Consider the following 26,117-nt stretch of genomic DNA (forward strand, 5'->3'; position numbering starts at 1 on the left):
TTTGTGCTTCATTGATCGCGTCATCAAGCTCTTTTTCCGACAGATGTTTCACCAACTTGGTCCGACGAGAAGCCTTCATTAGCGCCTATACGCGCTCCGTAGATTCAAACATAGCGCAGACCACTCCAGACTTCTGGTTAGCAGTCAGAACTCAGAGAGTTCTGACGACACCCTCAAGCGTGAGCCGTCAGGCGAGCGATAGGGTGGGGTAGTTCACTCACACTCCGCATTGTCTGGACGGATAATTTGCCGTTATAAATAATAGGTAGCCGTCATCAGCTGCTTTTCGTATCAGCGCGGTGTTCGCTGATGAGTTCGTCGACCATGCTCGCGTTCTGTTCGCGTTTTCGCTCTTCGGCCCGCTGTTGCCAGTCGTCGATCACGGCTTCGATTTCCTCGTCATCCACGACTGCCAACTCGTCGATCTCTTGAATCGAGACGTCCTTGGCGGGACCAACCGGAATCTCAGCCTCAAAGAGCACCTCGTCGGCCGCATCCGACAGCCCGCCCTCCCGCAGGACGACACGGGGCTCGATCTCGGCCAATCGTTCGGCGGTGCTCCGGCCGGCTCCCGAGGCATCCCGGAAGTAGACGATATCGCCGCTCGTCAGGCCGATGTTCTCGTCGACCGCGTCGATCGCATGCTTGGTGAACTGGTCGACCACCTTCACCGAGACGAGGTTCCGGTCGCCAGCCCAGTCGACGTTCGAGTGGTCGAGTTTCCAGAGCTCCTTGAGTCGATCCAGCTTCGATTCCAACTCGTCGGCTCGCTGTCTGGCCTCGTCACGCTCGCGTTCGAGCCGATTGATCTCGCGGTTTCGCTGGGAGATCTCTCGGCGTTCTCTGGCCTCCTGGCGCTCTTTGCGTCGTGCATCCGACAGCTCCTTTTTATACTCCTCGATAGTCGACTCGCGTTCGTCGAGTGTCGCTTCGAGTTCGTCGGTGTGCGACTGCAAGCGGTCGACCTGATTTTCCAACGCTTTGATCCGCCGTTCCTCCTCGGAGAGCTCCCGCGGCTCGTGGTGCTGCTCCTCGTCGTCCGGATCGGGTTCGTCCGACAGCTCCCGCAGGGCGGCCTCGACCGAGGCTCCTCCGGCGACGACGTGGGCGATCACCTCCTCGCGGTCGAACTGTCGGGGGGTTTTGCGGGCGATCCGATCGAACTGGTCTTCGTGGTCGTCGTAGGCATAGAGGGCTGCTGCCATCGCATCGCGCTCGTGGTCGTTTTCGTACTCGTGGTCGCGGGTCCGGTGGACCTTTTCATCGATTGGAATATCGCTTGGTGGTATCCAGCTCGTCGCGTCGAAGCTCCGCCGGAACTTTTCGACTGTTTGGGGCATCGGCGTCACGTCGGCAGCGACGATCAGTGGTCGACCGCGGTCGATCAGCCACTCGATGAGTTCGGCGGTGTCGACGGTTCGGCTCGAAAACCGATCCAGGACGCGCCCATCGAGCGAGACGACCGCCGCCGCGGTGGTCGTGCCGGGGTCGATGCCGACGATCACCCGGTCGCGCCGCGTGACGAGGGGTTCGTAGCTGATCCCGTCGCGCTGCTCGCGCTCGATTTCGATTCGCGTATCGCCCGCACGGTGGCTCGAAACCGGCAGTTCGGATGGTGTCGCTTCGACAGTGAACGTTGCGTTCGAAAAGCCACCGTACTTTTCGGTGATGTCAGTCTCGAACTCCAGGTTCGCCTTCTTCAGCTTGGATTCGGCCTTTCGGGCCATCCGTTTGACGCTGCCGTGAATCCGGCGTGTGTAGCGGTCCTGGCTCCAGCCGCCCTTGCCGGTCGACCGCCCCCGAGAAACCTTGACGGTCGTCGTGTTCGTAAACGCCGAAACCTCACAGCCGACGTTGGCCGCGGCGAGTCGGGCGGCAGCCTCGGCCTCCTTCATCGGCTTTTTGCCGTATGGGACGCCGTGACGGGCCGCAACCCGCGAGAGGGGTTCGGGCCGCTCGTCGCCCGTCACTTGGACGAGCGTCGTTGCTGAAGGGAGCCGCCGGAGAAAGCCGACGAGGGCGTCTTTGTCCTCGGCGAGTTCGTAGACGTTGTCGGTCGCCAACAGCGCTGGCTCGTCGTTTTTGATCAGTCGACAGAGTTTGCGAAACGAGACGACGTCCCGCTCGATTTCGCCATCGTCCAGGACGGCGAGTGCGTAGGAGGGCGCATCGCCGCGAATGTCGCCGCTCTGGATGTCGACGCCGAACACCGGCCCGTCGAGTGCGTTCGTCCGGACGGTCACACCCTTGATAGAACCGCAGGCAGTAAATACTCCACGCCGTCGGTGACACACAAACCGGTCTCATGGACCAGTCGGTGGTAGGTCAACTGCTGCGTCAAGGGTCGGTCGACTGTCGCGTCAAGGGTCGGTCGACTGTCGCGTCAAGGGTCAGTCGACTGTCGCGTCGACGTTAGGCCGCGGTCGTTGGGGGTGTGTCGTGGCTATCGCTGGAGCTCGCTTCGACGAGAATTCGAACCACGGTCACGAGCGATGTGCCCATGTTCGGCCCACCTTTTCGGACGAAAGCGTGGCAGGAAACCGAAGCGGGAAGCTCGGCCCGCGGTCGTTCGGCGGCAAGCACTACCGGAAGCTGCGGTCGCTCGCACCGAAGCGTTTGATGAAGCTCTCGAACGCCACGGTCCGAAAGCTCCGTGTCCAAGACGACACAGTCGACCGACCGACGGGCGAGCATCGAACGGGCCGCCGAGAGCGTCGACGCACAGTCGATCGACAGCTTGGGAGATCGGCCGAATGCGGCGGTCGTGTAGTCGCCGAACAGCGAGTCGTCGGTGACCACGAGCAGCCGAACAGCGGAGGTGACCGTCATACATATCGCTCCGAACGCAGTGCCGAAAAGGGCTGCTACGAGGGCTACTGTGTGCTCTATAGTCGACGAGACCGTAAGCCGGCTTACTCGCTGGGATACGGAAGTTCGAGAATCTGGCCGTCGGTCGCGATAAACACCTCGCCGTCGAACGCGGCTTCGGCCTCCCGTCTGATGGGTGATGGGTCGGCCGCATAGCGCGAGGAGATGTGTGTCAGTGCGAGTCGCGTTGCTCCGGCGCGAGCGGCGATCTCACCGGCTTCGCCACCAGTCGAGTGGGCAGTCGACCGGGCGCGGTCGGCGTTGTCGGCCGCGAACGTCGCATCGTGGATCAGGAGGTCCGCATCCTGAGCGACCTCGACCGTCGCGTCGACCGGTCGCGTATCGCCCGTATACACTACTTTTCGGCCCGGTCGTGGCTCACCGACGACTTCGTCGGGCTCGATCACGCGGCCATCGTCAAGTTCGATCGACTCTCCGGTGTGGAGTCGACCGTAGGCGGGTCCCGGTGGAATCCCCAACTCCGTTTCGGCTTTCTCGCGATCGAACCGGCCGGGGCGGTCGAACTCGACGAGCACGTAGCCGACTGCATTGGTCTGGTGATGGGTCTGGAACACCTGAACCTCGTACTCGTCGGTCTCGCGGACGACGTCACCAGCGCTGACTTCGACGATGTCGACCGGAAACGCCGGTGTGTAGTCGCCGACCGTCAGCAGGGTCTCGATGTCGTGGCCCGTTCCCTGGGGGGTGTAGATGGTGAGTGGATCCTCGCGGCCGTTGAAACTCCAACTCTGGACGAGTCCTGGAATCCCGAGAATATGGTCGCCGTGGAGATGTGTAATAAAAATCGCCGTAATATCGAAGCCGGTACCGAACCGCATCATCTGTCGCTGTGTGCCCTCGCCACAGTCGAACAAGAGGCCGTCGCCCTCGCGGTTGATACAGATCGCACTGGGGGCCCGGTCGGTCGTCGGCACGGCCCCGCTGGTGCCGAGAAAAGTCACACGTAACGACATGGAAGGGAGTCGACCGCGGGCGACTAAACGCCCTTCGGAACGTCCGTGGTCGCTAGAGCGCCGCGAACGCGCGTGTCGACCGGACTCAAACGTACCTGAGCGGCAACATCAGGATCACGCCGAGCGCGATGCCGCCGACCAACTCGGGTTTCCCACCGCTGGGGACGTTCTCGCCGAGATCGAGTGCTTCGGGGATGAACTCCGAGACGACGAGATAGATCATCGCCCCGGCCGCAAAGCCAAAGCCGAACGGGAGGAACTCGCGGGCGACTCGGACGAACCCGAAGGCGAGCACCGCGCCGATAGGCTGTGGGAGACTCGAAAACACCGCCCACCAGACCAGTTTCCAGTTGGCCACGCCCATCGATTTGAGCGGGATCGAGATCGCTGTCCCCTCGGGGATGTTGTGAATCGAGATGGCGACTGTCATGAAAATCGCTAACACGGGCACGGTCGCGCCGAGAATCTGGGTCCCGCCCGCTAAGCCGATATCAGCAAATGAGACACCGACCGCAACCCCCTCGGGGAAGCTGTGGACGGTCAGAATCCCGAGAATGAGAACGAGCTTTTTGAAATCGGCCTCCTCGTACTCTTGGGGGTCGATTTCGGCGTCGACCAGCAGTTCGTGCGCGATAATAACGAGCAGCACGCCCGCGGCCATTCCGACGGCGATCTCCCACCCACTTCCCTCGCTGAGTCCTTCTTCGACGAGCCCGAACAGCGACGCCGAGACCATGATCCCCGAAGCGAGCCCCCACAACACGATGTTCCGCCGGTCGCTGATCGTCTCGAAAAAGAAAAACGGCAGCGCGCCGATCCCGGTCGCCAGCGCGGTGAGCAAGCCAGCGACGAAGACGAAGGTGAGGTTCCCCAGTAATTCCATCAACAGGCACTACTATCTGCGAAAGAATAAACCACCCGTCGACCGTATATGGATAATTATCGATCAGCCAGCCCAGAAAACGAGCATGTAATTAGCTGGCTGCTCAAATACATCTTGTAGTCATGCTCGAACTGTACCAATCCGAAGGCTGCCCACACTGCGCGAAAGTCCGTGAGAAGCTGTCGGAACTCGGCGTCTCCTACGTCATTCACAACCCCCGGCTGCCCGGCGACGTGGGTGGCGACGTGACCAACGACGTTACGCACGACGAACTGACCGCCGGTGGCGCAGATCAGATCCCGTATCTCGTCGACACCGCCAGCGGCGTCACGATGTACGAAAGCGACGACATCGTTGAGTACCTCGACGAACACTCCGGGTAGTCAGCCGCTACTTTCAAAACTCTTCGGCGTAGGGTCGGAGTTCGACGCCGACAGCATGATACCCGATACGAGGCCCGGTAGCGTGATATGAGGCCTCACAGCAGGACGTTCTGCCGGTCGCTGATCGTCTCGAAAGCGAAAAACGCGAGCGCGCCGATCCAATCGCCAACGCGGTGATGACTCCGGCGACGAAGACGAACGCGAAGGTTCCTCGCAGTGTCATTTGGTCTAGTACTCTCGTGTTAATATAACCGATTGTGACGCTGTGCAGGTCGCCAGAACCGCCCACTGTCCGACAAGCACATCGACGAGATGTGGCCCAGGACGTCTCGACGAGGTGCACCCGAGATGGACGTGTATGGATCTACGTTTGCGCTAGCGGTTCCACTCGATGCGGTACACCTCTGTGTCGACGTCGCGTTTCTCCTCGGTGTGGTGGTCGAACTGCCGGGGCATCTCGAAGGTGGCCGCGAAAGCGTGGGTCACCTCGCCGCCGTTGTCGGCAGCGAACGCCTCGATGAACTCCTGGCTGCCCGTGTTGTGCACGGAGTACGAGACGCGGGCGAGTTCGGCGGCGATTTCGAGAAAGGCTCGATCGGCACCCTCCTGGCCGTTTTGGGCGCCGAACGGCGGGTTCATCACGACCGTCACGGGCTCCGAAAGCCGAAGCGGTGGCCGCGTTGCATCCGCCTGTATCCAGTGAATCGGCGTGGTTGTCCCGACGCGTCGACGGTTTTCGATCGCGGTTCGGAGCGGCTGACGGTCGAGTTCGAGCGCCACGACTCGCTCGGGGCTCCGCAGGGCCGCCCCAAGGCTGAACATCCCCGTGCCAGCGCCGAGGTCGACGACTGTTCGAGCTTCGATGTCGCCCTGTAAGTCGGCCAGATGGATGACGTGGGCGGCCAGTTCTGGTGGCGTCGGATACTGTTCGAGCGACGCCCGTGGGTTCTCGAAGCCCGCGACGACCGCGAGCTGGCCTTCGAGTTCGCGTTTGGTCGCCATCTCAGTCTCCTCCGGTGATCGAACGGTCCCGGCCACACCGTGGGCGGCGATCAGGCATCATACAGTAGTTCTTCGCCGTCGACGCAAAAAGCCTTACAGCGAAATCGACCCTTGAAACAACGGCAGGAGGTGTCCCGATTGCACTAACAGAAAGCATACATAGCCGACTGGCTGCCTATGGAGACGCTATGCGGCCCGCCACCCGTCACGACACGAACACGAGACCTGTCGACGCCGATCCCGGTCGATTCAGGCGATTTCGTCGAGCCGTCGACCGTCGTGTCTGACGTTTATTTCATTAGACAAGTCGGTAATATTTCAATAACTTTTAAATATGGGTAGAACCACAAACCTTATAATGGAACGTCCGAGCAGGCAGCGCCAACAGGAGCGAGAATCGGAACAACAGTCGGACGAAACCCTCACCTGTCCGGAGTGCGGCTCAGATGAGATCATCACCGACGCCGATCAAGGCGAGCTGGTCTGTGATGACTGTGGGTTGGTTCTCGACGAACAGCAGATCGACCGCGGCCCGGAGTGGCGGGCGTTCAATCACTCGGAAAGACAGAGCAAATCCCGGGTCGGCGCACCGATCACCGAGACGATGCACGACCGCGGGCTGACGACGACCATCGACTGGAAGGACAAAGACGCCTATGGACGGTCGCTGTCGTCAGAAAAACGAAGCCAGATGCACCGCCTGCGCAAGTGGCAAGAGCGCATCCGCACCAAGGACGCTGGCGAACGCAACCTGCAGTTCGCGCTCAGCGAGATCGACCGGATGGCGAGCGCGCTAGGCGTTCCCCGGTCGGTACGCGAGGTCGCTTCAGTTATCTACCGACGCGCGCTCAGCGAGGACCTGATTCGCGGGCGCTCGATCGAAGGCGTCGCAACCGCCGCCCTCTACGCTGCCTGTCGACAGGAGGGCATTCCACGCTCGCTCGACGAGGTCGCTGAGGTATCGCGGGTTCCGCAAAAGGAGATCGGCCGGACGTATCGGTACATTTCGCAGGAACTCGGTCTCGAACTTCGGCCGGTCGACCCCAAACAGTTCGTTCCTCGGTTCGCCTCCTCGCTTGGCCTCAGCGAAGAGGTCCAAGCCAAGGCGACCGAGATTATCGACGTCTCTGCCGAACAGGGCCTGCTGTCCGGCAAATCGCCCACGGGCTTCGCGGCGGCGGCGATCTACGCGGCCTCGTTGCTCTGCAACGAGAAGAAAACCCAGCGTGAAGTCGCTGACGTCGCCCAAGTGACTGAGGTCACCATCCGGAATCGATATCAAGAACAGATCGAAGCGATGGGCTTCCGCTAACCCGTCGACACACCACGGACGTTCTCTGTCGAGTCGACCAACAGACTACCGAACGGTGTGTCGAAGCGTTCCAATAGTATACCAGTTTATTTGTGTTTATTCCAACTGTCTCGTTTCATTATACATCAATGATATTTATCAAAGAGAGATTCTAAAGGGAGGTGAGATGTTCACACGTCGGCGGGCATTACTGATGGGCGCGGTGGGGATGACAGCACTGAGCGGTTGTTCCGAGTTGGCGTCGGGAGACGAGCCGATCGCGAGAGAGGCCGATCCTGGCGAAGTCGACGCATCGGCGCTCGACGAGACGGGCCACGAACTCGAAGACCGACGCGAAGAGACGATCTCCCGAGAGGTCGAGGCCGCCGGGGAGTCCCGAGAGATCGAGGCGACCAACTACGCGACGATCTACACCAAAACGATCGGTGACACTGAGGCCGAAGGAAGTGTGTTCGGCGTCATCTCGACGCCTGCGTTCGAAGTCGCTGGTAAGTCGTTCAATCCGATCGCCGATGCCGACAACGAGGAGATCCTCGACTATGTCAGCGGTGAGTTCGGCGAACTCTCGGTCGACGAGGAGGTCGACGACACCGAACGGACCGTTCTCGGCGAAGACGCGACGATCTCGATGTTCGATGCGGAAGCCGAGTTCAACGGCGAACGGGTCCCGATCTACATACACGTGACCGCAGTCGAACACGAAGGCGACATCGTGATCGGTGCGGGAGCGTACCCACAAGAACTCGAAGATGCCGAAAAAGACAATATCACGGCCCTTTTCGATGGTATCGACCATCCGGTCGACGACGCCTCCGAGTGGGAGTAACGCCGGCTCAGGGTGATCGCCGGGATACTCGCGGAGCGAAAGCGACCACTATCGATCGACCACACCCATAGCTATATGTGTGTGAGCATCGTTGCCACGCATGGAGAAATCGCGAATGGCAAAAGGTACGGTTGCGTTCTTTAACGACACAGGCGGCTACGGATTCATCGAAACAGACGACGCGGACGACGACGTGTTCTTCCACATGGAAGACGTCGGCGGTCCTGACCTCGAAGAGGGTGAGGACGTCGAGTTCGACATCGTGCAGGCCGACAAAGGCCCGCGCGCGAAGAACCTCCAGCGCGTCTGACTGGCAAACGAACACCGGTTTTACTTATTTAGTACGACCGAGCGACCGCTGTGTTCTGGTGAGACCACCCACGTTGGAGTCAACCGAGCCACAGCAGCCGCACGTCGACGTCCTCGGGCGTCGCTTCCAAGCGACACCGCTCGCCGAGTCGACCACGGACTGTCTGACGCCACTGCTCGATGCGGGCAGTGTGCTGGCGTCGCTGCGCATCGAGATCGGCGTCAGCCGCTGACTCGGCGGTCTCGTCGGCGGTTGGATACGGCGGCACATCAGTCACGAGCGACTCCGGACCGAGATGGACCGGGTCGACGTCGCCGTCGTAGCTACCCTCGCCGCCAGCGAGATGAAGCCGGGCGCGCATTCGCCCCGAAAACGGCGGCGTGATTCGCAGGACTGCCCCACGATCGGCGCTCAGATTGGCTTCGAGTGCAGCGACGAGATCGTCGACCGTGATCGCGACCGAGCGGATCGCCGCCGGATCGACGTTTCCGACCAGCCTTTCGTCGGTGTCTCGCCTATGGTGAGTGGGCATACAGTCTGATTGGGCCGAATGGACCAAACCGTTTCGGCGGCACCCGAAAGACAATCGTTAAAAGCCGCGCTCCGGTCAGTAGTGGTATGAGCGAATCCGCACAAGAAACCGAGCGACAGTGCGTCTCCTGTGGCATCAAGGTCGCAGGCATGAACGCCGCGTCGTTCAGCTGTCCGGACTGCGGTGCCGATATCCACCGCTGTGCCAAATGCCGCAAGCAGAGCAACCTCTATGAGTGTCCCGACTGCGGATTCCGGGGGCCATAACGATGGGGAAAGTCGCCGCCAAAATGAAGGTCATGCCGTCCAGCCCGGACGTCGACCTCGACGACCTTCAAGAACGGCTCGAAGCCTCGCTGCCAGAGGGCGCACAGATCAACGGCTTCGAACGCGACAACGTCGCGTTCGGCCTCGTCGCACTCCTGCCGACCGTCCTCGTCGCCGACGGCGCTGGCGGCACTGAAGTCGTCGAAGAAGCCTTCAGCGGCGTCGACGACGTCGAAAGCGTCGCCGTCGAGAACGTCGGCCGCGTTTAACTACTGTTTTTCGCTGCACTGTTTCGGACGCTCCCGATAGCGTCCGCAGTAGTATCGTTGCACGCACCAGCGACGACTATCCAAAAATAATCGACTTCGACCTACCAAACACCGAGGATTTCGATTTCGAAGACGAGCGTGTTGTCGGCCAACTCGTGATTGAAGTCGACTTCGACGACGGTTTCACGAACCGCGGTTACGTCGCCGTGGAGCCCGTTTTCGGCATGGACGTGCATTCCCACTTCCGGGGGAGTGCCGACCATCCCCTCGAACGTCTCGGCGTCGTACTCGCGGACCCACTCGTCGTTGAACTCGCCGTATCCTTTTTCAGGTGGAATGGTGACCGTCTTCTCGTCGCCCTCGGCCATGCCGACGACCGCCTCGTCGAGGCCCTCGATTACGTCGCCCTCGCCGACCGTGAACGACAGCGGGCCGTAGTCGTCTTCGTCGGTTTCCTGTGCCTCGACGAGGCCGACTTCGGCAGCGACCTCGAAGCGCGAGGTATCGAAGACGCTGCCATCCTCGAAGCGTCCGACGTATTCGATCGTGGCACTGTCTCCAGTCTCGATACTCATACGCACGTCTCGGCGGTCGTGACAGTAAAACGAGTCGGTCGACCCGTCGGTTATCGCGCTTTCTCATCCGGTACCGGGTCGTCGATACCCAACAGCGCCGCACTCTGCTGCCAGAGCCGTTTTTGGGTTGTCCGGTCACGAGCGGCCCGCGATGGATTGATCGGCTTGCAGTCGACGAAGTAGCGACCCGACACGGCATCGACCCGAGGCGAAGCGGCGAGATACACAGCTGTTGCTGCTCCATCAGAGACCGTTGGAACCATCGGCAGTGCACTAAGTCCGCTCAAAATCCGGGGAAGTGGGCCGGGGAGGAACCGCCCAAAGCTGCTACCAGGGATCGCTCCCGGATGAAACGCGTTGGCAGTAATATGCCGATCCGTTTGGTCGAGCCGCCGGGCCAACTCAACGGTGAACAGAACGTTCGCCAGCTTCGACCGCTGGTAGGCCCGAAACCCCGAGTAGGAGTCGACCGACCGGATGGCCTCGAAATCGATGTCGACACCTCGGTGGGCGTCCGACGAGGTGGTGACAATCCGGGCGTCATCAGCCAGTGTCGGCAGCAACTCGGCGGTCAGCAGATACGGCGAGAGGTGGTTGACGTGGAACGTGTACTCGACGCCGAGATCGGTTAGTCGACCCTCCCGAAACAGGCCCCCGGCGTTATTGCAGAGCACGTCGAGTTCATCGGTCCACTCGCCGACGGCCACTGCGAGATCCCGCACGTCGTCGACGCTGGCGAAATCCGCCTTTTCAAATGTCGCCTCCCGTCCCATCGCGGTCAGTTCGTCGACGACCTCCCTTCCGGCGTCGGCGTCGCGGCCGTGGACCATCACGTTCGCCCCGAGCCGACCGACGGCGAGTGCGGTCTCGCGGCCGATTCCGCTGGTCGACCCGGTGACGAGTGCGTATTTCTCCGAGAGGTCGACACCGTCGACGCCAGCGATCCGTTCCGGTCGGTCTTCCATAGATAATCGAAGGGCTGGACGGCCAAAGGTACTCGGTCGCTGCAGACGTTACGGTCAGGGTTAGTTACTCGACGCCTTCGACGAGCCGCCGGAGCTGTTCGGGCGGCACTGCGCCACGGGCTGCGTACCCGTCGTAGGCGAAGGTCGGCACACCGGTGATCCCCTGCTGCTGGGCGCTGGTCCACTCGGCTTCGATCCGCTCGCGCAGATTATCGTCCTCTATCGCCGCACGGATTTCGTCGGGGTCGATACCCACCTCGTCGGCGAGGTCGGCGAGCACGTCTACGTCACCGATATCGCGACCCTCGGTCCAGAGTGCCTCGAAGATCGCCTCGTCGAACTCAAGCCACGTGTCATAGGGGTACTGTTCGGCAACGTAGTAGGCGGCGATCTGGGCACCGAAGGAGTCGACCTCGATGGCGAGATCAAGTTCCATCTCGACGTCGTATTTCTCTTGAAGGCGGCGAACGGACTGTTTGGCCTGCTCGAAGTAGGCGTCGTCCTTGCCGTCGTCGACCGAGTAATCGATCGTGCCGTCGGGGTTGCGTTTCCCGCTCCGGAGATCGAAGGGATGCCAGTCGATCGCCAACTCCTCGTCGCGGGTTTCTTGATACCGCGAGAGCGACTCGCGGCCGAGATAGCAGAACGGACAGACGTAGTCGGAGTAGACGGTGATCTGCTCAGTGGATTGCGTACTCATCGGTTAATCGCACGGGACTCAGCCGGAAAAGCAGGGTGGTGGTGTGAGCCGACGTTGCACAGCCGTGAGATCGAGCGACCAACTATTCTCTTATCAATCGCGTCACAATACGCAACTATGCTTCAACAGCTCCGAGAAAGCGGTCCAGGACTGCTCGTTCCCTTGGCATGGGTGTTCGTCGCGGCCGCCCATCTCGACCTCGTGGCATCGCGGTCGATCTTCATCGCCCACCTCGTGATGGCCGCGTTCATCACGTTCTTCCTGGCAACCGGCTGGGCCGACATGTCGACTGGCGCGCTCGCGGGCTGGCGGGCGGTGATGGTCGTCGGCCTCGCGGTGACACTCGCGGGGGTCGCGGGCTTTGTCTTCGATTCGACTCCCCTTCTCACAACGAGCCTCGTGGGGTGGATGGTCCTGCCCGCCGTTGGGTTGGCCTACACGGGTCGACTGCTTGACGACGCCGCGGTAATATATTTCACAAGTGCTGCCGTCGGAGGGTTTGGCGCGATTATTTATATACTCTCGCTGATTGGTGTTAGGTCCGGTCTCGTCGGACTCGCGTTGGTTGGGATTGGCCAGACGGTTGGGATCGTCGATGCCGTTGTTCGGTTTTAAGTAGGATTTGTATATGATCGGTCGACGGCGGTGGGACAGGGATTCGAACTCACTCACAGATCAAAGATCTGTTCGCTGTTCGAATCCCATCCACCGCAGCAGCCGCTCGCGGACGTTGCTCGCGGCAGAATGCGGTGGGACAGGGATTCGAACCCTGGAGGCCGAAGGCCACCTGCTTTCAAGGCAGGCGCAATAGTCCACTCTGCCATCCCACCCCGCGTCCGAACTGAGGTCGACGACGATAAAAACGGTTCTGGTCTGTGCTCAGACCCTAACGACGGGATGCCAGTTAACCGAGTCGTTGTCACATGTATTGGATTGCATCCAACCAACGACGCTAATCGAACCTCAATTGAACCATGACAACAGACTCGTTTGAGACACAAAAAGCACCAGCTAAAGACCGACACAACGGAATTGTATTAGTAACTGAACCAACCAGAAACAAACTGAATGAGAGACAAAGAATCGAGTACAGAAGCCATCGACGTGGGTTCATTGAATGGCTCTCACTCCGTGGAAAGTCACCAGATACAATGGAAGGATATGCCTATGATGTAGTCAAACGACGGGCATACGACACAGACGCCTTTTACAGATGGTTTTGGAAGGATGTGAACGATGGATACTCTACTGCCATCAATACGGATCATGCTGATGCGTACATCCGTGAGTTAGCACGTGGTGATACTTCTCGACACCACAAAGAAAACGTCGTGAAATCCCTCAAATCATTGTATAGGTGGCATTCAAATACCAAAGAGTGGACAACCTCCATTTCATTTGGAGCCACCAGTTCCCACGCTCCAAGGGACTATTTGACCCGCGAGGAACGAACAGCGATCCGTGAAGCAGCGTTAGTGTACGACAGCATCCCATCATATGCTGCTCTATCACCAGATGAAAGAAACAAATGGAAGCACTATCTCGCTGAAAGAACGGGTAAACCACTAAATGACGTTTCACCTGATGATTTTGAAGACGCAGAGTCATTCAAGTATGCTACCTTAGTATCTGTGAGTCTTGATACAGGGTTGCGACCTGCTGAAGTAGGAAAAGCACGGGTTTCGTGGGTCGACATTGATAATGCTGTTCTCCGAATACCGAGTAGCCAATCGGTAAAGAGTCGTGAAAACTGGATCGTCTCATTACGGAATACAACCGCTGAAATGTGCGCAACGTGGCTTAGGGAGCGTGAATTATACGACCGATATGAAGACAATGATCGACTCTGGTTAACCCGTCACGGAAACCCATACGGATCAGCGTCTCTCAAATACGTATTGGAAACTCTTGCCGACGTAGCAGGGATCGACACTGAGAACCGTTCACTAACATGGTACTCGATTCGTAATTCTGTTGGCACATATATGGCTCGTGAGGAAGGATTAGCAGCTGCTCAATCCCAACTACGTCATACGAATCCAAAAACAACGATGAAATATGACAAAACTCCTATTGAGGACAGACGTGATGCACTTGACCGTATGGGGTGACGATATTCAGTAACAACACATTTTTTGCCGTTCAGATATATACCTATGATAAGGATTCGTAGAAGACCAAGAATTGGGTACACTGCGAATGGAACCTACGGTTCATAGGGACTCGTACCAAAAGATAATATGCTATAAAAATTAGCAGATTTGTAAATAATACATTCTTTGTCTACAGCAGTCTCGTTAGTGGGTATATTTTTTATTTAGTGATTTAGTTTCAGATATTTTAACATAGGGCAACGTTTATGCGTGGTATGGTATTTCATGATTCTTTAAGTGGGGGTATGACCTACTTGTATAATGAAGGAGAGTCATGAGTTTCTATAGTTGAATAGTTATTCATCAACAATTACATTCATCAACAATGTCTGTGCGAAACACCACAATTGCCGTGAGTCCAGAAGAAAAGAATGAGCTAGACCAAATTGCCGAAGATGTTTTCGGAGAATCTGATTCTATTCCGTATGGATCGACAGTCTCGATGCTAATCACTGAGTTTAGAGATAATTAACCGACGTTTGTAGCATAGTGTAGCAATAGACCAAGCCGATAGTCTCGCAGTCGACAGATAGTTCCTAACTAAGACTACAACTAATTTTACGTCTCTATTTATTTAATTTTTTGGCATATAATTTCATACGCTATAAGATGATATAGAGACGAGACTGCCGAGACTGTCGGGACCAACTTATTCCCGATTATGTCTAATGAAGATACGAACAACGATAGCGACAGCAGTACCGAACAGTACAGTACTCACCAAGAAGCCGAACAAGCCGCTAAGAAGCTCTTTGAAGGAAATAACGAGGTTTCTATCAAGCAGATACAGAACTTCGATTGGAACCAGTTTGAGCTATCAGAGGCAGAATCAAACGTCAATCATCCACACCGTGAGCATCATATTTTGGCCTATTCGTACTGGATTGAAGGACTGAACCAGACGGAGATTGCAGAACGGTATGGATATACTCCATCCTGTATTTCCAAACAAATGGACCAGATTCCCACTGGTCCCGATCCGAGTAAGCACAATGGTTCAGTTGGGTTCTATTTCAATGATGGTCATGGGAAAATATACAGTATTTATGACGGAGAAACTGAATTTGTCTATTCCCACCGTTTACTTGCAGTAGCAGAATATGGGATTGATGCAGTCAAAGACAAGGTAGTTCATCATGAGACAGGCTGTGGCCTTGATAATAGGCCAGATTCAATTACACTGTTGGATACAGACAAACACACACATCTACATCGGACTGATGACTCGGAATTTGTAATTGAAGATCGGGAACCACGGCTAAGAAATGGTAATGCAGAACCTGATTCAATCAGTGCAGTCAAAGCGTGGTGTTCTCCCGTCGATGATGAAGATGGAGATGCTAATGCACCTACAGACAGTGTAGCATCCACTTCTGAAGGTAGCTCTGCCGACTAAGGGCAATGACTCTTAGTACCTCTCTTGGTGACGCAAAAGCGGCTCTCCGTACAAAAGAACGTCGTCAGAATCAAGAGTACGAACGTGTCGACAGTGAGCCTGCTGATCCGAGTTACATAAATCACACCCAACGGAGGAAAACACGACTTACTGAACCTTCGTTCAAAGTCGACCGATTGCCGAATCCCCTGGTTGAATGTGGGTGCAACTGTTGCCCTGATCTTGCTGATCCATTAGCAGATGACTCACTATTCAGAGACACTTATGCGGCTAACGTTTGTGATTCACCACGGCCTTTGACTCTTGAACGGGCAAGGAGGGTATATCTAAAATACAAACGGAGTGAGATGAACGACCCCGAAAAAACATCTCCGTTGGAACGTCTCAAAGGTCTTTACGGGAGAGTTCTTGACGGGGAACGGCAGTTGATGGATGACATGAACGATCCGTCTCTCATCTTTCTCTCGCTCCGTCAAAGTCCTATTAGAGAACAAAGCCTAGAACGTGAATGGATCGAACCACTCCGTCTATGCAGTGAGCTAAACAAGCCGTGGAGTAACGTCAGACGTACATTACAGAGGAAATTGTCGGGTTATCCACGGTGGGAGTATGTAGCCGTCACGGGATATACTCGGTCTGCTGCAACGCCACATATGCACGTTCTGGTATACGTAGAAGACGAATCAGACGATCTATCTATTGACATAGCAGATTCAGCAGTCAACTCCTATCTTCGTGGGAATGACTATGCCAACAAGGAACATCACCCCGTTATCGAGGGTGAACGGGATGCAGGTATCGTAGTCAATTCTGTACCACGAAATGACGACTATATCCACGATTCCAGTTACAAGAAAGCATTAGAGTACCGAGACTACCAATCGTTTGCACCCACGTCGAATTTTCTACTATACATGATGACTCAGTTACCTCATTGGGTACTCGATCACATATGGGATTCTCACAGTGACATTCATGCTAACTCAACTCTGGTTGATGGAGCTGTGATCTCTTGGGCATCAACCTATGATGATTACCGTTCGAGTAGGGGGTTCCCTGATTGATCGGGAAGTGAAGACTACTATGGGATACTAACGACATCCCTTCACGTCTGTTGGTTTTCTTAATTCTACAGTGTGCGATCCACTCGTGAAAAGATATTTGTGTAAAGGGAATTGTCTATCTGTATGACTAAAAATTATCCCTCTGATTGGAACTCCCGTCGAAAGAAAGTCTACAAACGGGATAATCACACCTGCCAAAACTGTGGTATCAGTGGTGGGCCAAATGGCTCAGTAGAACTTCACGCACATCATATTGTACCTAAATCAAGTGGTGGTAGTCATAAACTCAGTAATTTACAGACGCTCTGTTCTGACTGTCATAAGGCAATTCACGGCAATAGCATGGCCCCTACTGGTGAATCTCAGTTTGATGATAAGCTCAGCAAAATTAATTTCTTGTCAAAATTACTCAAATTACTCCCAAATAGTATTAAAAACTGTCCCATTTGTAAAAACAGCAGTTTTAATTATTACAACTACAATAGTAATGAAGAAAATTACAACCTTCTTATCTGTACTTCTTGTTCTTCTGTTTTCAAAGATAAAAACCAATATACGCTAATAGACGGTGATAGAGAATATTTAATAGATCAGATTGGCGAAGATATTTTAAAAAAGATATACAATGAGGAACTATCAGCTCACGCATGGAAAATAATCCGTGGAAATACAACGAAAAATCTTGATATAAATGTATTAATTGAAAAGTCACAGTCGAAATTTCAATTACAAAAATATGTTACTGTCCTTGTTTTTCTGACTTTCGTGACTGGCATCCCAATTATAATGGCATTATTTTTACCAGATTGGCCAGTATATACCATTTTTATTGTATATTTAATATTCATATTGCTGGTGAAATGGGTATACCCAATGACTACTGTGGATGAAAAAGATGTACTCAAGAAAACGAATTAATATATCTAAGGTGCATGATGTACGGCCCTATTATTGGAACATGATATAGGTTAGGAATCAGATTGTTTTGAAGTCACCCACTATGCATAACAAATCAATACGGACAGTCAAGAATATTCACAGTGAACACAAATCGAGACGTTTTGCTCTTGTGGCAGTGTAATTCCGATAGAGACGGTATTTGGTCTATTAAATACACATACACAGTGGAGCATGGGATGCCCTCACATACTCTCACAATATCCAATTGAACGCTAATAATGACCGTGGGGGGTACCCTGGGGTCAATAGATGGTAGGAGGTCACAGTCTCGACATCCACCAATTGGATCAGCAGTATTATTTCCGTAGTAAGATTCTTAAACCAATAAACTGAATTCACGATTAATTATATATGCAAACCAGACATTCATTGAAACGTGATGTACGAATTAATCACAGACGATACTGAATGGAAAACGATCAATCGACTCGATCTGGTCGAAGACAGACAACAAGTTGAGATTAACTATGGTGCGAGAGTTACTGATCTTTCACCCCCAATTAGAAACCATTTGGTGAGTGTAGCCCGTAATTTGGAGGTTGAATTTCAGGAAGAATTGGGCTGTGAGAATCCTGTTCGTGAAGATACTGTTAGTGAATTACCCCTGTTTCGTGAGGAAGTAGTCCTACAAGCATATGCACCATTCGATGGCAGTAGAGCTGAAGCACAAGCAGTCTGCAACATAGCAAAAGGGTATGAGGCTCGATTTCGGAGGGAACTACTCCGATTAAGAGAGAAGTTCGATGAATACACCCCACCAATACCAGTTGATGAACTTGATGATGACCACCGCATTGTAGAGAGGTTGGATCAACTCGACTGGAACAACTGAACTATCGTAGCGGTCCAATGGCTTTTCTGGTGGAACCAGCAGAGGATTCGACCGCCACATACGATTTGAACTAATACACGGATTAATACAATAACTGTGTACAGATTCTCTTTGATACTACTGAGACGGTTAATTACAGGTGTTTCAAGGTCAGCATGGTCGGATCGAAACGTCTCCGATGGAATTAATACACGGTAAATTAACTATCCGTGTATGGTAGACATAGATGATTCAGGCGTAGAGGTGAAGTGTTGGCTTAGTTACCCCACAGAGATAGAACAGTTAGCAGACAAAGCCCGTGATGTCGACTGGAAACGACGTATTGCCGTTCTCTTGATGGGAAAAGTTGGGCTACGGGCTTCGGGTGTTCCGACAGCAAAACCCCAAGGACTGATCTACAACGACGAAGGAGAGTATTGGCAACTCACCGTGAAAGGGAAAAACACCAAAGGTGGTGAGAAGACCACGAGAGACGCTTTCATTCCCATTGAAGTGAAGCGAGAGTTGACAAATTACGCCAAAGAACGAGATATTAGTCCATCAGAACCACTCGTTGATGTGTCGACCGACTCTGTGCGTCGATGGGTTAGAGAAGCCGCTACGGAGCTTGCAGAGGATACAGGAAACGAACGGTGGGATGATGTATCGAGTCATGACCTCAGAAGATCGTGGGCCAATCATCACCTTGTCGAGAAGGAGGTGAACCCGCGGGTTATGATGAGTATCGGTGGATGGAGTAGTTACAATGCAATTGAACCCTATCTTACCAAACCATCATCATCCAAGATTGGTTCTGAAATGAACGGACTTAATCACTGATCTACGTTTCCAAACGTCTATCCTACACACGTCTCTTATGAGACGTTATTTCCCAAAGCGTGTCGTGGTGGTCGACGGCGTTTGTCGCGCCAGCGATCAAACGGCAAGATCCACCCGACCGCGCATACCCCCTTTCCTAATATAGAATTACTCTGTTAGAACAAGTTTGATCAATTCTGCTTGGATTGGCTACAGGCTATCTCGGATCATCTTTATTGTCTAAGAGTCGGTTGTGGGACGTGTGACAACGACAGGGATGGTAACGATGGAGAATGCTCATCTCCCCGAAAACAGGTCACAAGGCCACCTGACTTCGGTTGCAAAGAGTCTCACTGTTTGCAACCCATGAAAGTCTGTGAGGCAAAGCCGCTACTGGCTTTCGACAAGGCAGGCGCAATAGTCCACTCTGCCATCCCACCCTCGTCCGAAATGAGGGCGACCGACCATCAAAACGGTTCTGGTCGACGCCACACCAGCCGACTCACCCGAGTTTGTCGACCGCCGTCAGATAGCTCACGTACAGTACCACCGCGAGCACGAGCGCTCCGGCGAGCACGGTCAACCCCACGTAGTCGTCGGTAGCCACATCGGGATTCTCCCAGAGAAAGACCGCCCCCTCGACCGCAAAGACGAACAACGCCCCGTAAACCACCGTCAGGGCAAGTGCACGAACGAGCGCATACAGTCCGAGCAGTCGACTGTTGAGCAACTCGATCGCAAACAACAGCGCGAAGACGAGTATATAAATCGGTTCGGGAAACGCCTCGCCCAGCTCGCGGCCAGCCTCGATCGCCTGCACGCCGTAGTAGGAAAGCGCCAGCAACACAGCGCCGATAAGGGTGACCGTCACGCCGTAACCGCTGGGGGCTGCCGTCGACGTGAGCCCCGGGTCGTCGTTCGTGGACGTATCTGCCATTCCCTCCCAGTATCCACCGACTGCGGTTAGTTAGCCGGTGCAAAACAGCCAACTCCCAGTAGACGTCTCGATAGCCCGCCGTCGGGCGAAGTAAGCACCACCTACTGGGGGTCGACCACGAGTGTCGGGCCGTCGGCACCGTCGACTGCGTCCAGTCCGCGCTCGTGAACGAACGCGGCGGTGTACTCGGGGACGATCCGTTCGGCCGTAAAGCGCGCCCGAAGCATCGAAACCAGCGACAACAAGTCCCGGCCGGTATCGACACGGGGACTCATCGGCAGGAACTCGGTATCGAGGCCCGCGTCGACCGCGCGGTTGGCGAGTCGCTGGAGTTCGAGCCCCTCGAAGCTCTCGCTGAAGTCGATCGGCTCGGTGAACCCGGCGTAGAAGCTTCGGCCCTCGGAGGCAGGCCCGATAACGACCTGGTTGGTCCGCAGCTTCATTGCCGCCGAGTCGACGACGAGCCGGCTCATCAGCGGGGCGGTTCCGAAGACGACCGCCGCCGAGGCGACGTCTTCGGTTTCGAGTAGGTGCGTGACCGTGTTGCCAGCGCGTGCCGAGACGGTCGAGCCGACCTGTGGTTCGAACCGCACGTCGGACACGTCGTCGAGCGTGTCAGCGGCGATCGACCGGAGTTCGGCGGCCGGATCGATCTCGGTGTGATACGCGGCCGGGAACTGGTCGGCGGGCAGGTAGTTGACTAACAGTTCGCCACCCGAGCGGTCGACGGCCAGGAAGGTGTCGCGGAGCATCGCCTCGTACAACTCGGCGACAGCGGCCTCGCTCAGCGGGCTCGTCTCGGCCAGTTCCGGCAGAACCAATCCCGCACGCGGTGGCTTAGCGAGAACGGCGATTACAGTCATATCTCACCGTTGGTCGGTGGCGTCTTGAACGCGATGATATCCTTACCTGCTTTGTCGACCCTTCGTCTGGCGGTAGTCACGAGAAAAGATGTCGTTGAGAACGTGGTCGACGAACGCCTCGCTGTCGGCGTCCGTTTGGCGATCGAGTTCGAGCATGGCCACGAGTTCGAAGCCGCGACCGCGGATCGTCGTGGCGTGGTCGGCGTCGATATCGAAGCTCTCGGGGCTTCGAGTCGTGTACTCCATGGCGAGCGATTCGAGCACGCGCTGGCCGATCGGCACGATGATCTGCGGGTTGATCATCCGGATCTCGGCGTTGAGATACGGCTCACAGATATCGATTTCCTGGTCAGTCGGCGAGCGTTCGGGATGTCGACACCGCGTCAGATACGTACAAAAGGCGTTCTGCATGTCGGGCTCGGCGGCGTCGGGCTCCGAGCGGACGAAGCCAAGTTCGCCCAAAATCCATTGGAGCCGTCGGCCCTCCGCATCGCCGGTGAAGGGAATGGCAGTTTCGTCGGCTCCCTCGCGGGGTGCTTCGGCGACGAAGAGGAACTCCGCACCCACGTCGCCGTAGCCGTGAACCACGTTTCGACGCGTCTCGCAGAGGTCGCAGTTCGTACACTGCTCGTCCATGCCGAACGGGTTTTCGAGCTGCGGTTGGTGAGCGTCCACACACGACCCACGGCCGCCGACAGTAAAACCGATACGGTTAGGCATCGAACTCAGCCGAACAGAACGAGCGCCGCCTCGGCGTCGGTCGCCAGCTCTTCGATTTCGGGCGCGTAGACCGTGATGAGATAGATTAGCACGAGTAAGATCGAGTTGTAGATGCCGTGGACGAGCGCGACGACCGTCAGGTTCTCGGTCCACTCGTAGAGGCTGCCGAAGACGATCGAGCCGCCGACCAGCGCGGTCATTGAGGCGGCCGTCGACAGGAGGCCGGCCTCGCCGAAGCCGTGGGCCGGGATGTGGATCAACGCGAAGATCAGACTCGCGAGCAGGATCGCCGCCGCCGGGCCGAACGATTCGCGGAGTCGACGCTGGATAACACCCCGATACAGGAGCTCTTCGAAGGGGCCGACAACGAGGAGCATGAGCGGAACCAAATATAAATAAAAGGAAGGGTCGACGTCGCCCAACTGCCCGAGGGCGTGTTCTGAGGGCTCGACGCCGACCAGCAGGCTCAGCTGGGTGATAATCGAGGAGACGAAGATAACCCCGAACGGGGCGATGACGATGAGCGCTGCCTCGACGAGCGTCGGTCGCCGAATCGGGACGTACGACAGCCCGCGACCGGTCGACCGGAGATAGAGGACTGAAACCCCGCCCATGACGAGCACCTGGCCGATCAGTAGTTCGATCCCAGTGAGAACGATCTGCGAGTCTGGAAGCGAAACGCCGAGTTCGGAGGTGAGAAACAGCAGCGGAAACACGACTGCGAACGTGAGCCCGATCGTACCGAACCCGAGACCCGTAGCGACACCGACCGTGCGGAGTTTGTCACGGATCGACGCAGTGCCCCGTGATTTGTCGTACGGTGGCGCTGTTTGCGATGCGTCTGTCTCGGTCGATTCGCGGGCTGGTTCGGTTGGCCGGCTGGCCGTCGAGGTCGACTCGATTGCCGACTCGGCCCCGTTTCCTGCGGCGCCGTTGTGTTCGGAGTCGGTCGAAGGGTCTGTGGGGTCACTCATAGGTATCTGTGGTCGGTGTGCGGAGGGCCATGCATGAGGATCAGTACGACTGCGATGCGCAAAAGACTCGTGCTTTATCAACAACCAGTCGCGTTGGTCGACCTCAGACAACGCCGAGGACAACGGCCACCCAGCCCGCGGTCACCAGCAAACCCAGGCCGAACAGACCGCTGTTGGCCAGGCGATTGTTGGCCCGTGCCAGCGACACTGAGAACGTCCGGCGCGACAGCGGCCACAGGTAGTTTACGCCCGCCGGCGTCAGTGTGTCACCGATCAGATGGGCGATGACAGTCAGCGCACCGATCCCAAAGCCGACCGTCGACAGTGCAACCCCCGGGTCGACTTCGACGACGGTTTCGGCTCCCATGCCGATCGCCCAGCCGACGCCGCCGACGAGTGCCGCAAACGCGAGCGAGTGGGTCGGCCCCCGGTGTTCGATCAGCGGGAGGCGATGGTCGACGTCCGGGAGCATCGTGAACCAAACCATACAGAAGCCCGTGATCGCGGCGAGTTCGCCGTGGCCGAGCGAGGCGAGCGTGTAGCCGATCGGCGCGAACACGAGCAGTGAAACGCCGAGATGGCCTTTACGATACATAGCGACGGGTTTCACTGGGGTAGCAAAAGCCGTTCGACTCCGAGAGCAGTCGATCGAAGCGGCGTGTGTGTCGACCTCACGCATGAAATCAGATCACATGATGCTATCGTTTAACTGTTCGGGGCTCCAACTACAGCTGTGTCTGAAGAATCTGGGCGGAAGAACCTCCGCATGCCGAACGACAACGAAATGTTTGCAGTCGTCACCGACATGCTCGGCGCGGGCCGAGTCAGGCTTCGGTGTAACGACGGAAAAGAGCGTATGGGCCGCATTCCCGGTCGAATGCGGTTCCGAACGTGGATCAACGAGGACGACATCGTCCTCATCGAGCCGTGGGACTGGCAGGACGACAAAGCAGATGTCGAGTGGCGCTACTCCGGACAGGACGCCGCACAGCTCCGCCAAGAAGGCCACATCGACTGAACACCGATTTCTTCGAGCCCTCGTGTACGCCAGAGAGCCGCAGGACTCGACGACTAGTCTTCCGAGCGCGTCGTCGTCCGGATCGGCTCACCGAGTTCCGAATCGACACCGTCTGAGAACTGGCTGCCAGTTCGACTGCGAGCCGACGCTTCGACGGGATCGACCGTCGAGGCCTGGTCATCGGCTGCAGTTCCATCGGTATCATCGCGTGGTAACGAGAGCGTGACGACCGCTCCACGAGGGTTTTTGTTCTCGATCGAGAGCTCTCCGTCCATCCCTTCGACGATCCACTTGACGAGCCAGAGGCCGAGTCCGCTGATGTGTTTGAGAGGTGTTTCGATGCCAGCTGTGATCACGCGGCGTTCGGCCTCGGGGATCCCCGGACCGTTGTCGCTGACTTCGAGTTCGATCCAGTCGGTCTCGGTCGACTCCGAGACAACGACATCGATCTCGGGTTCGTCCTGATCGTTGTGTTCGATTGCGTTTTCGATGAGGTTCTGAACGGCAGTCCGAACGAGGCTATCGCCCCAGATCGCGGCCTCGTTGATTCGGGTCCGAATCGAGGCGTTCGTGTACGACGCATGGATTGCAGTGACCTCCTCTTCGACGATTCGTGCGAGATCGATGCGCTGGAACTCCCGATCCTGCCCGTGGAGTCGTTGGTCGATCTTCCGAACTTTCTCGCCCAACCGAACTAGATTCGACGCCTTCTGTTGGATCGTCTCGGCATGACCGACGCGTTCGGAGTCGAGTGCTTCGGTCAGGATCTCTGCATGACCCACGACGACGTTCATATCGTTACGGAGGTCATGTCGAAGCACCCTGTTCATGACCTGTCGGCGTTGTTGGTGCTGGTAGCGTTCGGTGATATCACGGATGGTGACAACGACGTCATCGGCGACGAGCGATGAGTGGCCACCTCGAACGGTCGTTTCGACCATCCGCCAGTTTCGGTCGCCGGTTTCGATCCGATACTGCGAGTGTATCGTCTGGTCAGTCTCAACGACCGCCTGTATTTCTCCTTTGATCGCTTCCGTATCGTCTGGGTGAAACAGCTCGCCTACCTCTCGACCGACGAGTTCGATCTGTGTGTACGCCAACTCGGATTCGACTGACGGACTCACGTACGAGATCGTCCCGGAGGCGTCGACGATCGAGACGATATCGGTTGTGTGTTCGACAACCGCATCGAACTGCCGTTCTTGATCGCTCTGGGAAGTCAGATCCCGAAACACCAACAACCGACCATCGACAGCTGTCTCAACAGGAACCGGTTCGGTCGTGACGATGAAATGGGCCTCCGTTTTTGGGCCGGTCAAACGCAGTTCGACGCCCGCAGGATGGGGCCTGAGACGAACACTCCCACCATCGGTCCGTGAAACAGGGTTCGAATCCGACACCGAATCCAACCGTGAACTGAGATCGCGATCCGAACCGCCCGTGACGCCGAACAGTGCAGCTTGAACGTCGGATTCGTCCGTCTCGTTGCAGTACTGGAGCAGTTGCTCACCACCGGGCAGCACGCTTGCAGCATCACGACCGATAACCGAGGTTGGCAACGAAAGCTGTCGACGTGCCGCCGTGTTTGCCAGGCGAATCCGAGCCTCGTTGTCGACCAACACCACACCATCTTCCATTGTCGACAGCACGCGGCGTCGGGGAATTGGTAGCAGATCCAACAGATGGAAGCCGAAGATCCCAACCAACAGCAGCCCGGCCGTCGCACCCAGCCAAATCGGTGTGAGGTGGATCGCCGCTGTCGAGGGAGTGACGATCTGCTCGATCGGCCCGACCAGGGGCACTGTGCCAACCACAAGAAGGAGTACCACCTGCGGATGATACGCTCGATCAGTATCGCCGAGCGTGCGGACGAGATACAACAGCGCGAGGTTCCCCAACACGAACACGTAGGCTAAATGGAGCGCGTACAGCGGCTCTAAGGCCGGAAGCAGGACTGACTGGCCGCCAACCGACCCACTCGTCGATCCGCTAACAAATAGATCGTGGGCGGACGTCGTGAGCGCCGCACCCAGCATTCCCACCGGCTCGATTGCCAACAGTCCGAGCGTGGGTCGCGAGATGAGCCTGTCGGTGCCAGTGTAGCTGACAACAAATACGAACCAACACGTACTGTACGGAATCGCTCCGAGCCACAGCCAGCCCAACGCGGCGTAGCTGTCGGCGGGCTCGACCAGCAGATAGCCCACATACCCAAACGCCCACAGTGCTCCTGAAACCGAGAGACCAATGAACGAATAGCGGAGCAACCGAGACGCCGTCTGCGTTGTTCTGAACGCAACTGCGGCGACGATCATCAAAAGAAGCCCAGAAAAAGACACCAGTTCGAAAACCGGAAGGAACGTAAACATATGTTCTCTCAGTGTCCGATCTAATCTATCCTGTATTAACATGCTCGTCTTAAGTATCGATTTTGAGAACCATGGATCGAAGCGGTGAGAGACGGGCCTCAGTCGTGAGATACCAACCGTTGTTGAGGGTGCTGAACAAGCGTCGGGAGTGTGGAGCGATGGCCGACT

The 26,117-nt window shown here is 56.4% G+C and carries 29 protein-coding genes and 1 tRNA gene; 13 read left to right on the forward strand and 17 right to left on the reverse strand.

From position 1 onward, the window contains the following. Positions 1 to 275: 275 nt before the first annotated feature. The 4 genes from O2S87_RS02220 to O2S87_RS02235 form a co-directional block, all read right to left on the reverse strand. The gene (locus O2S87_RS02220; RefSeq protein ID WP_475407173.1) at positions 276 to 2,243 is read right to left on the reverse strand and encodes a DUF460 domain-containing protein; all 1,968 of its coding nucleotides are present in this window, start codon (positions 2,241 to 2,243) and stop codon (positions 276 to 278) included. A 169-nt stretch (positions 2,244 to 2,412) separates the two neighbouring features. Continuing rightward, positions 2,413 to 2,829 (reverse strand): response regulator, encoded by a 417-nt coding sequence (locus O2S87_RS02225; RefSeq protein ID WP_475407174.1) that lies wholly within the window; start codon positions 2,827 to 2,829, stop codon positions 2,413 to 2,415. 83 nt (positions 2,830 to 2,912) lie between these two features. Beyond that, complete coding sequence (rnz, locus tag O2S87_RS02230) at positions 2,913 to 3,842, reverse strand: ribonuclease Z (RefSeq protein ID WP_475407175.1); 930 nt, start codon at positions 3,840 to 3,842, stop codon at positions 2,913 to 2,915. Between the two features lie 85 nt (positions 3,843 to 3,927). Next, positions 3,928 to 4,725, reverse strand: coding sequence for a ZIP family metal transporter (locus O2S87_RS02235; RefSeq protein ID WP_475407176.1), 798 nt, complete (start codon positions 4,723 to 4,725; stop codon positions 3,928 to 3,930). A gap of 122 nt (positions 4,726 to 4,847) precedes the next feature. Here O2S87_RS02235 and O2S87_RS02240 point away from each other — a divergent pair, with 122 nt between their 5' ends. Further along, on the forward strand, positions 4,848 to 5,108 hold the full coding sequence (locus O2S87_RS02240; RefSeq protein WP_475407177.1) for a glutathione S-transferase N-terminal domain-containing protein: 261 nt from the start codon (positions 4,848 to 4,850) through the stop codon (positions 5,106 to 5,108). A 13-nt stretch (positions 5,109 to 5,121) separates the two neighbouring features. Here O2S87_RS02240 and O2S87_RS02245 read toward each other — a convergent pair whose 3' ends face one another. Both O2S87_RS02245 and O2S87_RS02250 read right to left on the reverse strand, forming a co-directional pair. After that, the gene (locus O2S87_RS02245; RefSeq protein ID WP_475407178.1) at positions 5,122 to 5,331 is read right to left on the reverse strand and encodes a hypothetical protein; all 210 of its coding nucleotides are present in this window, start codon (positions 5,329 to 5,331) and stop codon (positions 5,122 to 5,124) included. A 152-nt stretch (positions 5,332 to 5,483) separates the two neighbouring features. Further along, the gene (locus O2S87_RS02250) at positions 5,484 to 6,110 is read right to left on the reverse strand and encodes an METTL5 family protein (RefSeq protein WP_475407179.1); all 627 of its coding nucleotides are present in this window, start codon (positions 6,108 to 6,110) and stop codon (positions 5,484 to 5,486) included. A 358-nt stretch (positions 6,111 to 6,468) separates the two neighbouring features. Here O2S87_RS02250 and O2S87_RS02255 point away from each other — a divergent pair, with 358 nt between their 5' ends. The 3 genes from O2S87_RS02255 to O2S87_RS02265 all read left to right on the forward strand — a co-directional run bounded on the left by O2S87_RS02255 (position 6,469) and on the right by O2S87_RS02265 (position 8,558). Further along, positions 6,469 to 7,422, forward strand: coding sequence for a transcription initiation factor IIB (locus tag O2S87_RS02255; RefSeq protein WP_475407180.1), 954 nt, complete (start codon positions 6,469 to 6,471; stop codon positions 7,420 to 7,422). Between the two features lie 166 nt (positions 7,423 to 7,588). Then, positions 7,589 to 8,248 carry a DUF6517 family protein gene (locus O2S87_RS02260; RefSeq protein ID WP_475407181.1) on the forward strand — a complete coding sequence of 220 codons (660 nt, stop codon included), beginning with the start codon at positions 7,589 to 7,591 and terminating at the stop codon, positions 8,246 to 8,248. 115 nt (positions 8,249 to 8,363) lie between these two features. Further along, positions 8,364 to 8,558, forward strand: a complete 195-nt coding sequence (locus tag O2S87_RS02265; protein WP_475407182.1) for a cold-shock protein — start codon at positions 8,364 to 8,366, stop codon at positions 8,556 to 8,558. 79 nt (positions 8,559 to 8,637) lie between these two features. Here O2S87_RS02265 and O2S87_RS02270 read toward each other — a convergent pair whose 3' ends face one another. Further along, entirely contained in the window at positions 8,638 to 9,090 is a 453-nt protein-coding gene (locus tag O2S87_RS02270) for a DUF8009 family protein (protein ID WP_475407183.1), read from the reverse strand. A gap of 86 nt (positions 9,091 to 9,176) precedes the next feature. Between O2S87_RS02270 and O2S87_RS02275 the strand changes: the two genes are divergently transcribed. After that, positions 9,177 to 9,356 carry an HVO_2753 family zinc finger protein gene (locus O2S87_RS02275; RefSeq protein WP_475407184.1) on the forward strand — a complete coding sequence of 60 codons (180 nt, stop codon included), beginning with the start codon at positions 9,177 to 9,179 and terminating at the stop codon, positions 9,354 to 9,356. A 2-nt stretch (positions 9,357 to 9,358) separates the two neighbouring features. Then, on the forward strand, positions 9,359 to 9,625 hold the full coding sequence (locus tag O2S87_RS02280) for an elongation factor 1-beta (protein ID WP_475407185.1): 267 nt from the start codon (positions 9,359 to 9,361) through the stop codon (positions 9,623 to 9,625). Positions 9,626 to 9,726: 101 nt separating this feature from the next. On the opposite strand, the gene O2S87_RS02285 is transcribed toward O2S87_RS02280, so the two are convergent. From O2S87_RS02285 to O2S87_RS02295, 3 genes are all read right to left on the reverse strand, one after another. After that, positions 9,727 to 10,200, reverse strand: coding sequence for an FKBP-type peptidyl-prolyl cis-trans isomerase (locus O2S87_RS02285; RefSeq protein WP_475407186.1), 474 nt, complete (start codon positions 10,198 to 10,200; stop codon positions 9,727 to 9,729). A gap of 50 nt (positions 10,201 to 10,250) precedes the next feature. Next, the gene (locus O2S87_RS02290) at positions 10,251 to 11,165 is read right to left on the reverse strand and encodes an SDR family NAD(P)-dependent oxidoreductase (RefSeq protein WP_475407187.1); all 915 of its coding nucleotides are present in this window, start codon (positions 11,163 to 11,165) and stop codon (positions 10,251 to 10,253) included. A 64-nt stretch (positions 11,166 to 11,229) separates the two neighbouring features. Further along, positions 11,230 to 11,865, reverse strand: a complete 636-nt coding sequence (locus tag O2S87_RS02295) for a DsbA family oxidoreductase (protein ID WP_475407188.1) — start codon at positions 11,863 to 11,865, stop codon at positions 11,230 to 11,232. A 117-nt stretch (positions 11,866 to 11,982) separates the two neighbouring features. Between O2S87_RS02295 and O2S87_RS02300 the strand changes: the two genes are divergently transcribed. Next, positions 11,983 to 12,480, forward strand: coding sequence for a hypothetical protein (locus tag O2S87_RS02300; protein WP_475407189.1), 498 nt, complete (start codon positions 11,983 to 11,985; stop codon positions 12,478 to 12,480). Positions 12,481 to 12,612: 132 nt separating this feature from the next. Here O2S87_RS02300 and O2S87_RS02305 read toward each other — a convergent pair. Next, a tRNA-Ser gene (locus O2S87_RS02305) sits at positions 12,613 to 12,695 on the reverse strand. Between the two features lie 144 nt (positions 12,696 to 12,839). Between O2S87_RS02305 and O2S87_RS02310 the strand changes: the two genes are divergently transcribed. The 5 genes from O2S87_RS02310 to O2S87_RS02330 all read left to right on the forward strand — a co-directional run bounded on the left by O2S87_RS02310 (position 12,840) and on the right by O2S87_RS02330 (position 19,089). Next, a complete protein-coding gene (locus O2S87_RS02310) occupies positions 12,840 to 13,976 on the forward strand; it encodes a tyrosine-type recombinase/integrase (protein WP_475407190.1) in 1,137 nt (378 codons plus the stop codon). Positions 13,977 to 14,679: 703 nt separating this feature from the next. After that, the gene (locus tag O2S87_RS02315; RefSeq protein WP_475407191.1) at positions 14,680 to 15,414 is read left to right on the forward strand and encodes a hypothetical protein; all 735 of its coding nucleotides are present in this window, start codon (positions 14,680 to 14,682) and stop codon (positions 15,412 to 15,414) included. A gap of 1,187 nt (positions 15,415 to 16,601) precedes the next feature. Further along, entirely contained in the window at positions 16,602 to 17,396 is a 795-nt protein-coding gene (locus O2S87_RS02320; protein ID WP_475407192.1) for an HNH endonuclease, read from the forward strand. 421 nt (positions 17,397 to 17,817) lie between these two features. Further along, positions 17,818 to 18,270 carry a hypothetical protein gene (locus O2S87_RS02325; protein ID WP_475407193.1) on the forward strand — a complete coding sequence of 151 codons (453 nt, stop codon included), beginning with the start codon at positions 17,818 to 17,820 and terminating at the stop codon, positions 18,268 to 18,270. A 213-nt stretch (positions 18,271 to 18,483) separates the two neighbouring features. Further along, positions 18,484 to 19,089 (forward strand): site-specific integrase, encoded by a 606-nt coding sequence (locus O2S87_RS02330; RefSeq protein ID WP_475407194.1) that lies wholly within the window; start codon positions 18,484 to 18,486, stop codon positions 19,087 to 19,089. Positions 19,090 to 19,570: 481 nt separating this feature from the next. Here O2S87_RS02330 and O2S87_RS02335 read toward each other — a convergent pair whose 3' ends face one another. The 5 genes from O2S87_RS02335 to O2S87_RS02355 all read right to left on the reverse strand — a co-directional run bounded on the left by O2S87_RS02335 (position 19,571) and on the right by O2S87_RS02355 (position 23,157). Next, complete coding sequence (locus O2S87_RS02335; protein ID WP_475407195.1) at positions 19,571 to 20,005, reverse strand: hypothetical protein; 435 nt, start codon at positions 20,003 to 20,005, stop codon at positions 19,571 to 19,573. A 101-nt stretch (positions 20,006 to 20,106) separates the two neighbouring features. Beyond that, complete coding sequence (locus O2S87_RS02340; RefSeq protein WP_475407196.1) at positions 20,107 to 20,868, reverse strand: hypothetical protein; 762 nt, start codon at positions 20,866 to 20,868, stop codon at positions 20,107 to 20,109. A gap of 42 nt (positions 20,869 to 20,910) precedes the next feature. Further along, the gene (locus tag O2S87_RS02345; RefSeq protein ID WP_475407197.1) at positions 20,911 to 21,543 is read right to left on the reverse strand and encodes a uracil-DNA glycosylase; all 633 of its coding nucleotides are present in this window, start codon (positions 21,541 to 21,543) and stop codon (positions 20,911 to 20,913) included. A gap of 50 nt (positions 21,544 to 21,593) precedes the next feature. Then, complete coding sequence (locus O2S87_RS02350) at positions 21,594 to 22,562, reverse strand: lysostaphin resistance A-like protein (RefSeq protein ID WP_475407198.1); 969 nt, start codon at positions 22,560 to 22,562, stop codon at positions 21,594 to 21,596. Between the two features lie 103 nt (positions 22,563 to 22,665). Further along, complete coding sequence (locus O2S87_RS02355; RefSeq protein ID WP_475407199.1) at positions 22,666 to 23,157, reverse strand: metal-dependent hydrolase; 492 nt, start codon at positions 23,155 to 23,157, stop codon at positions 22,666 to 22,668. 138 nt (positions 23,158 to 23,295) lie between these two features. Between O2S87_RS02355 and eif1A the strand changes: the two genes are divergently transcribed. Continuing rightward, positions 23,296 to 23,580, forward strand: coding sequence for a translation initiation factor eIF-1A (gene eif1A / locus O2S87_RS02360; protein ID WP_475407200.1), 285 nt, complete (start codon positions 23,296 to 23,298; stop codon positions 23,578 to 23,580). Positions 23,581 to 23,633: 53 nt separating this feature from the next. On the opposite strand, the gene O2S87_RS02365 is transcribed toward eif1A, so the two are convergent. Further along, on the reverse strand, positions 23,634 to 25,949 hold the full coding sequence (locus tag O2S87_RS02365) for a histidine kinase N-terminal 7TM domain-containing protein (protein WP_475407201.1): 2,316 nt from the start codon (positions 25,947 to 25,949) through the stop codon (positions 23,634 to 23,636). Positions 25,950 to 26,117: the final 168 nt, after the last annotated feature.

Source organism: Halohasta sp. A2 (genome assembly GCF_056175805.1).

Excerpts from the sequence above, each read along its gene's own strand:
- O2S87_RS02225 (WP_475407174.1), bottom strand. The coding sequence starts at position 2,829 with ATGACGGTCACCTCCGCTGTTCGGCTGCTCGTGGTCACCGACGACTCG.
- rnz (WP_475407175.1), bottom strand. The coding sequence starts at position 3,842 with ATGTCGTTACGTGTGACTTTTCTCGGCACCAGCGGGGCCGTGCCGACG.
- O2S87_RS02235 (WP_475407176.1), bottom strand. The coding sequence starts at position 4,725 with ATGGAATTACTGGGGAACCTCACCTTCGTCTTCGTCGCTGGCTTGCTC.
- O2S87_RS02240 (WP_475407177.1), top strand. The coding sequence starts at position 4,848 with ATGCTCGAACTGTACCAATCCGAAGGCTGCCCACACTGCGCGAAAGTC.
- O2S87_RS02245 (WP_475407178.1), bottom strand. The coding sequence starts at position 5,331 with ATGACACTGCGAGGAACCTTCGCGTTCGTCTTCGTCGCCGGAGTCATC.
- O2S87_RS02250 (WP_475407179.1), bottom strand. The coding sequence starts at position 6,110 with ATGGCGACCAAACGCGAACTCGAAGGCCAGCTCGCGGTCGTCGCGGGC.
- O2S87_RS02255 (WP_475407180.1), top strand. The coding sequence starts at position 6,469 with ATGGAACGTCCGAGCAGGCAGCGCCAACAGGAGCGAGAATCGGAACAA.
- O2S87_RS02260 (WP_475407181.1), top strand. The coding sequence starts at position 7,589 with ATGTTCACACGTCGGCGGGCATTACTGATGGGCGCGGTGGGGATGACA.
- O2S87_RS02265 (WP_475407182.1), top strand. The coding sequence starts at position 8,364 with ATGGCAAAAGGTACGGTTGCGTTCTTTAACGACACAGGCGGCTACGGA.
- O2S87_RS02270 (WP_475407183.1), bottom strand. The coding sequence starts at position 9,090 with ATGCCCACTCACCATAGGCGAGACACCGACGAAAGGCTGGTCGGAAAC.
- O2S87_RS02275 (WP_475407184.1), top strand. The coding sequence starts at position 9,177 with ATGAGCGAATCCGCACAAGAAACCGAGCGACAGTGCGTCTCCTGTGGC.
- O2S87_RS02280 (WP_475407185.1), top strand. The coding sequence starts at position 9,359 with ATGGGGAAAGTCGCCGCCAAAATGAAGGTCATGCCGTCCAGCCCGGAC.
- O2S87_RS02285 (WP_475407186.1), bottom strand. The coding sequence starts at position 10,200 with ATGAGTATCGAGACTGGAGACAGTGCCACGATCGAATACGTCGGACGC.
- O2S87_RS02290 (WP_475407187.1), bottom strand. The coding sequence starts at position 11,165 with ATGGAAGACCGACCGGAACGGATCGCTGGCGTCGACGGTGTCGACCTC.
- O2S87_RS02295 (WP_475407188.1), bottom strand. The coding sequence starts at position 11,865 with ATGAGTACGCAATCCACTGAGCAGATCACCGTCTACTCCGACTACGTC.
- O2S87_RS02300 (WP_475407189.1), top strand. The coding sequence starts at position 11,983 with ATGCTTCAACAGCTCCGAGAAAGCGGTCCAGGACTGCTCGTTCCCTTG.
- O2S87_RS02310 (WP_475407190.1), top strand. The coding sequence starts at position 12,840 with ATGACAACAGACTCGTTTGAGACACAAAAAGCACCAGCTAAAGACCGA.
- O2S87_RS02315 (WP_475407191.1), top strand. The coding sequence starts at position 14,680 with ATGTCTAATGAAGATACGAACAACGATAGCGACAGCAGTACCGAACAG.
- O2S87_RS02320 (WP_475407192.1), top strand. The coding sequence starts at position 16,602 with ATGACTAAAAATTATCCCTCTGATTGGAACTCCCGTCGAAAGAAAGTC.
- O2S87_RS02325 (WP_475407193.1), top strand. The coding sequence starts at position 17,818 with ATGTACGAATTAATCACAGACGATACTGAATGGAAAACGATCAATCGA.
- O2S87_RS02330 (WP_475407194.1), top strand. The coding sequence starts at position 18,484 with ATGGTAGACATAGATGATTCAGGCGTAGAGGTGAAGTGTTGGCTTAGT.
- O2S87_RS02335 (WP_475407195.1), bottom strand. The coding sequence starts at position 20,005 with ATGGCAGATACGTCCACGAACGACGACCCGGGGCTCACGTCGACGGCA.
- O2S87_RS02340 (WP_475407196.1), bottom strand. The coding sequence starts at position 20,868 with ATGACTGTAATCGCCGTTCTCGCTAAGCCACCGCGTGCGGGATTGGTT.
- O2S87_RS02350 (WP_475407198.1), bottom strand. The coding sequence starts at position 22,562 with ATGAGTGACCCCACAGACCCTTCGACCGACTCCGAACACAACGGCGCC.
- O2S87_RS02355 (WP_475407199.1), bottom strand. The coding sequence starts at position 23,157 with ATGTATCGTAAAGGCCATCTCGGCGTTTCACTGCTCGTGTTCGCGCCG.
- O2S87_RS02365 (WP_475407201.1), bottom strand. The coding sequence starts at position 25,949 with ATGTTTACGTTCCTTCCGGTTTTCGAACTGGTGTCTTTTTCTGGGCTT.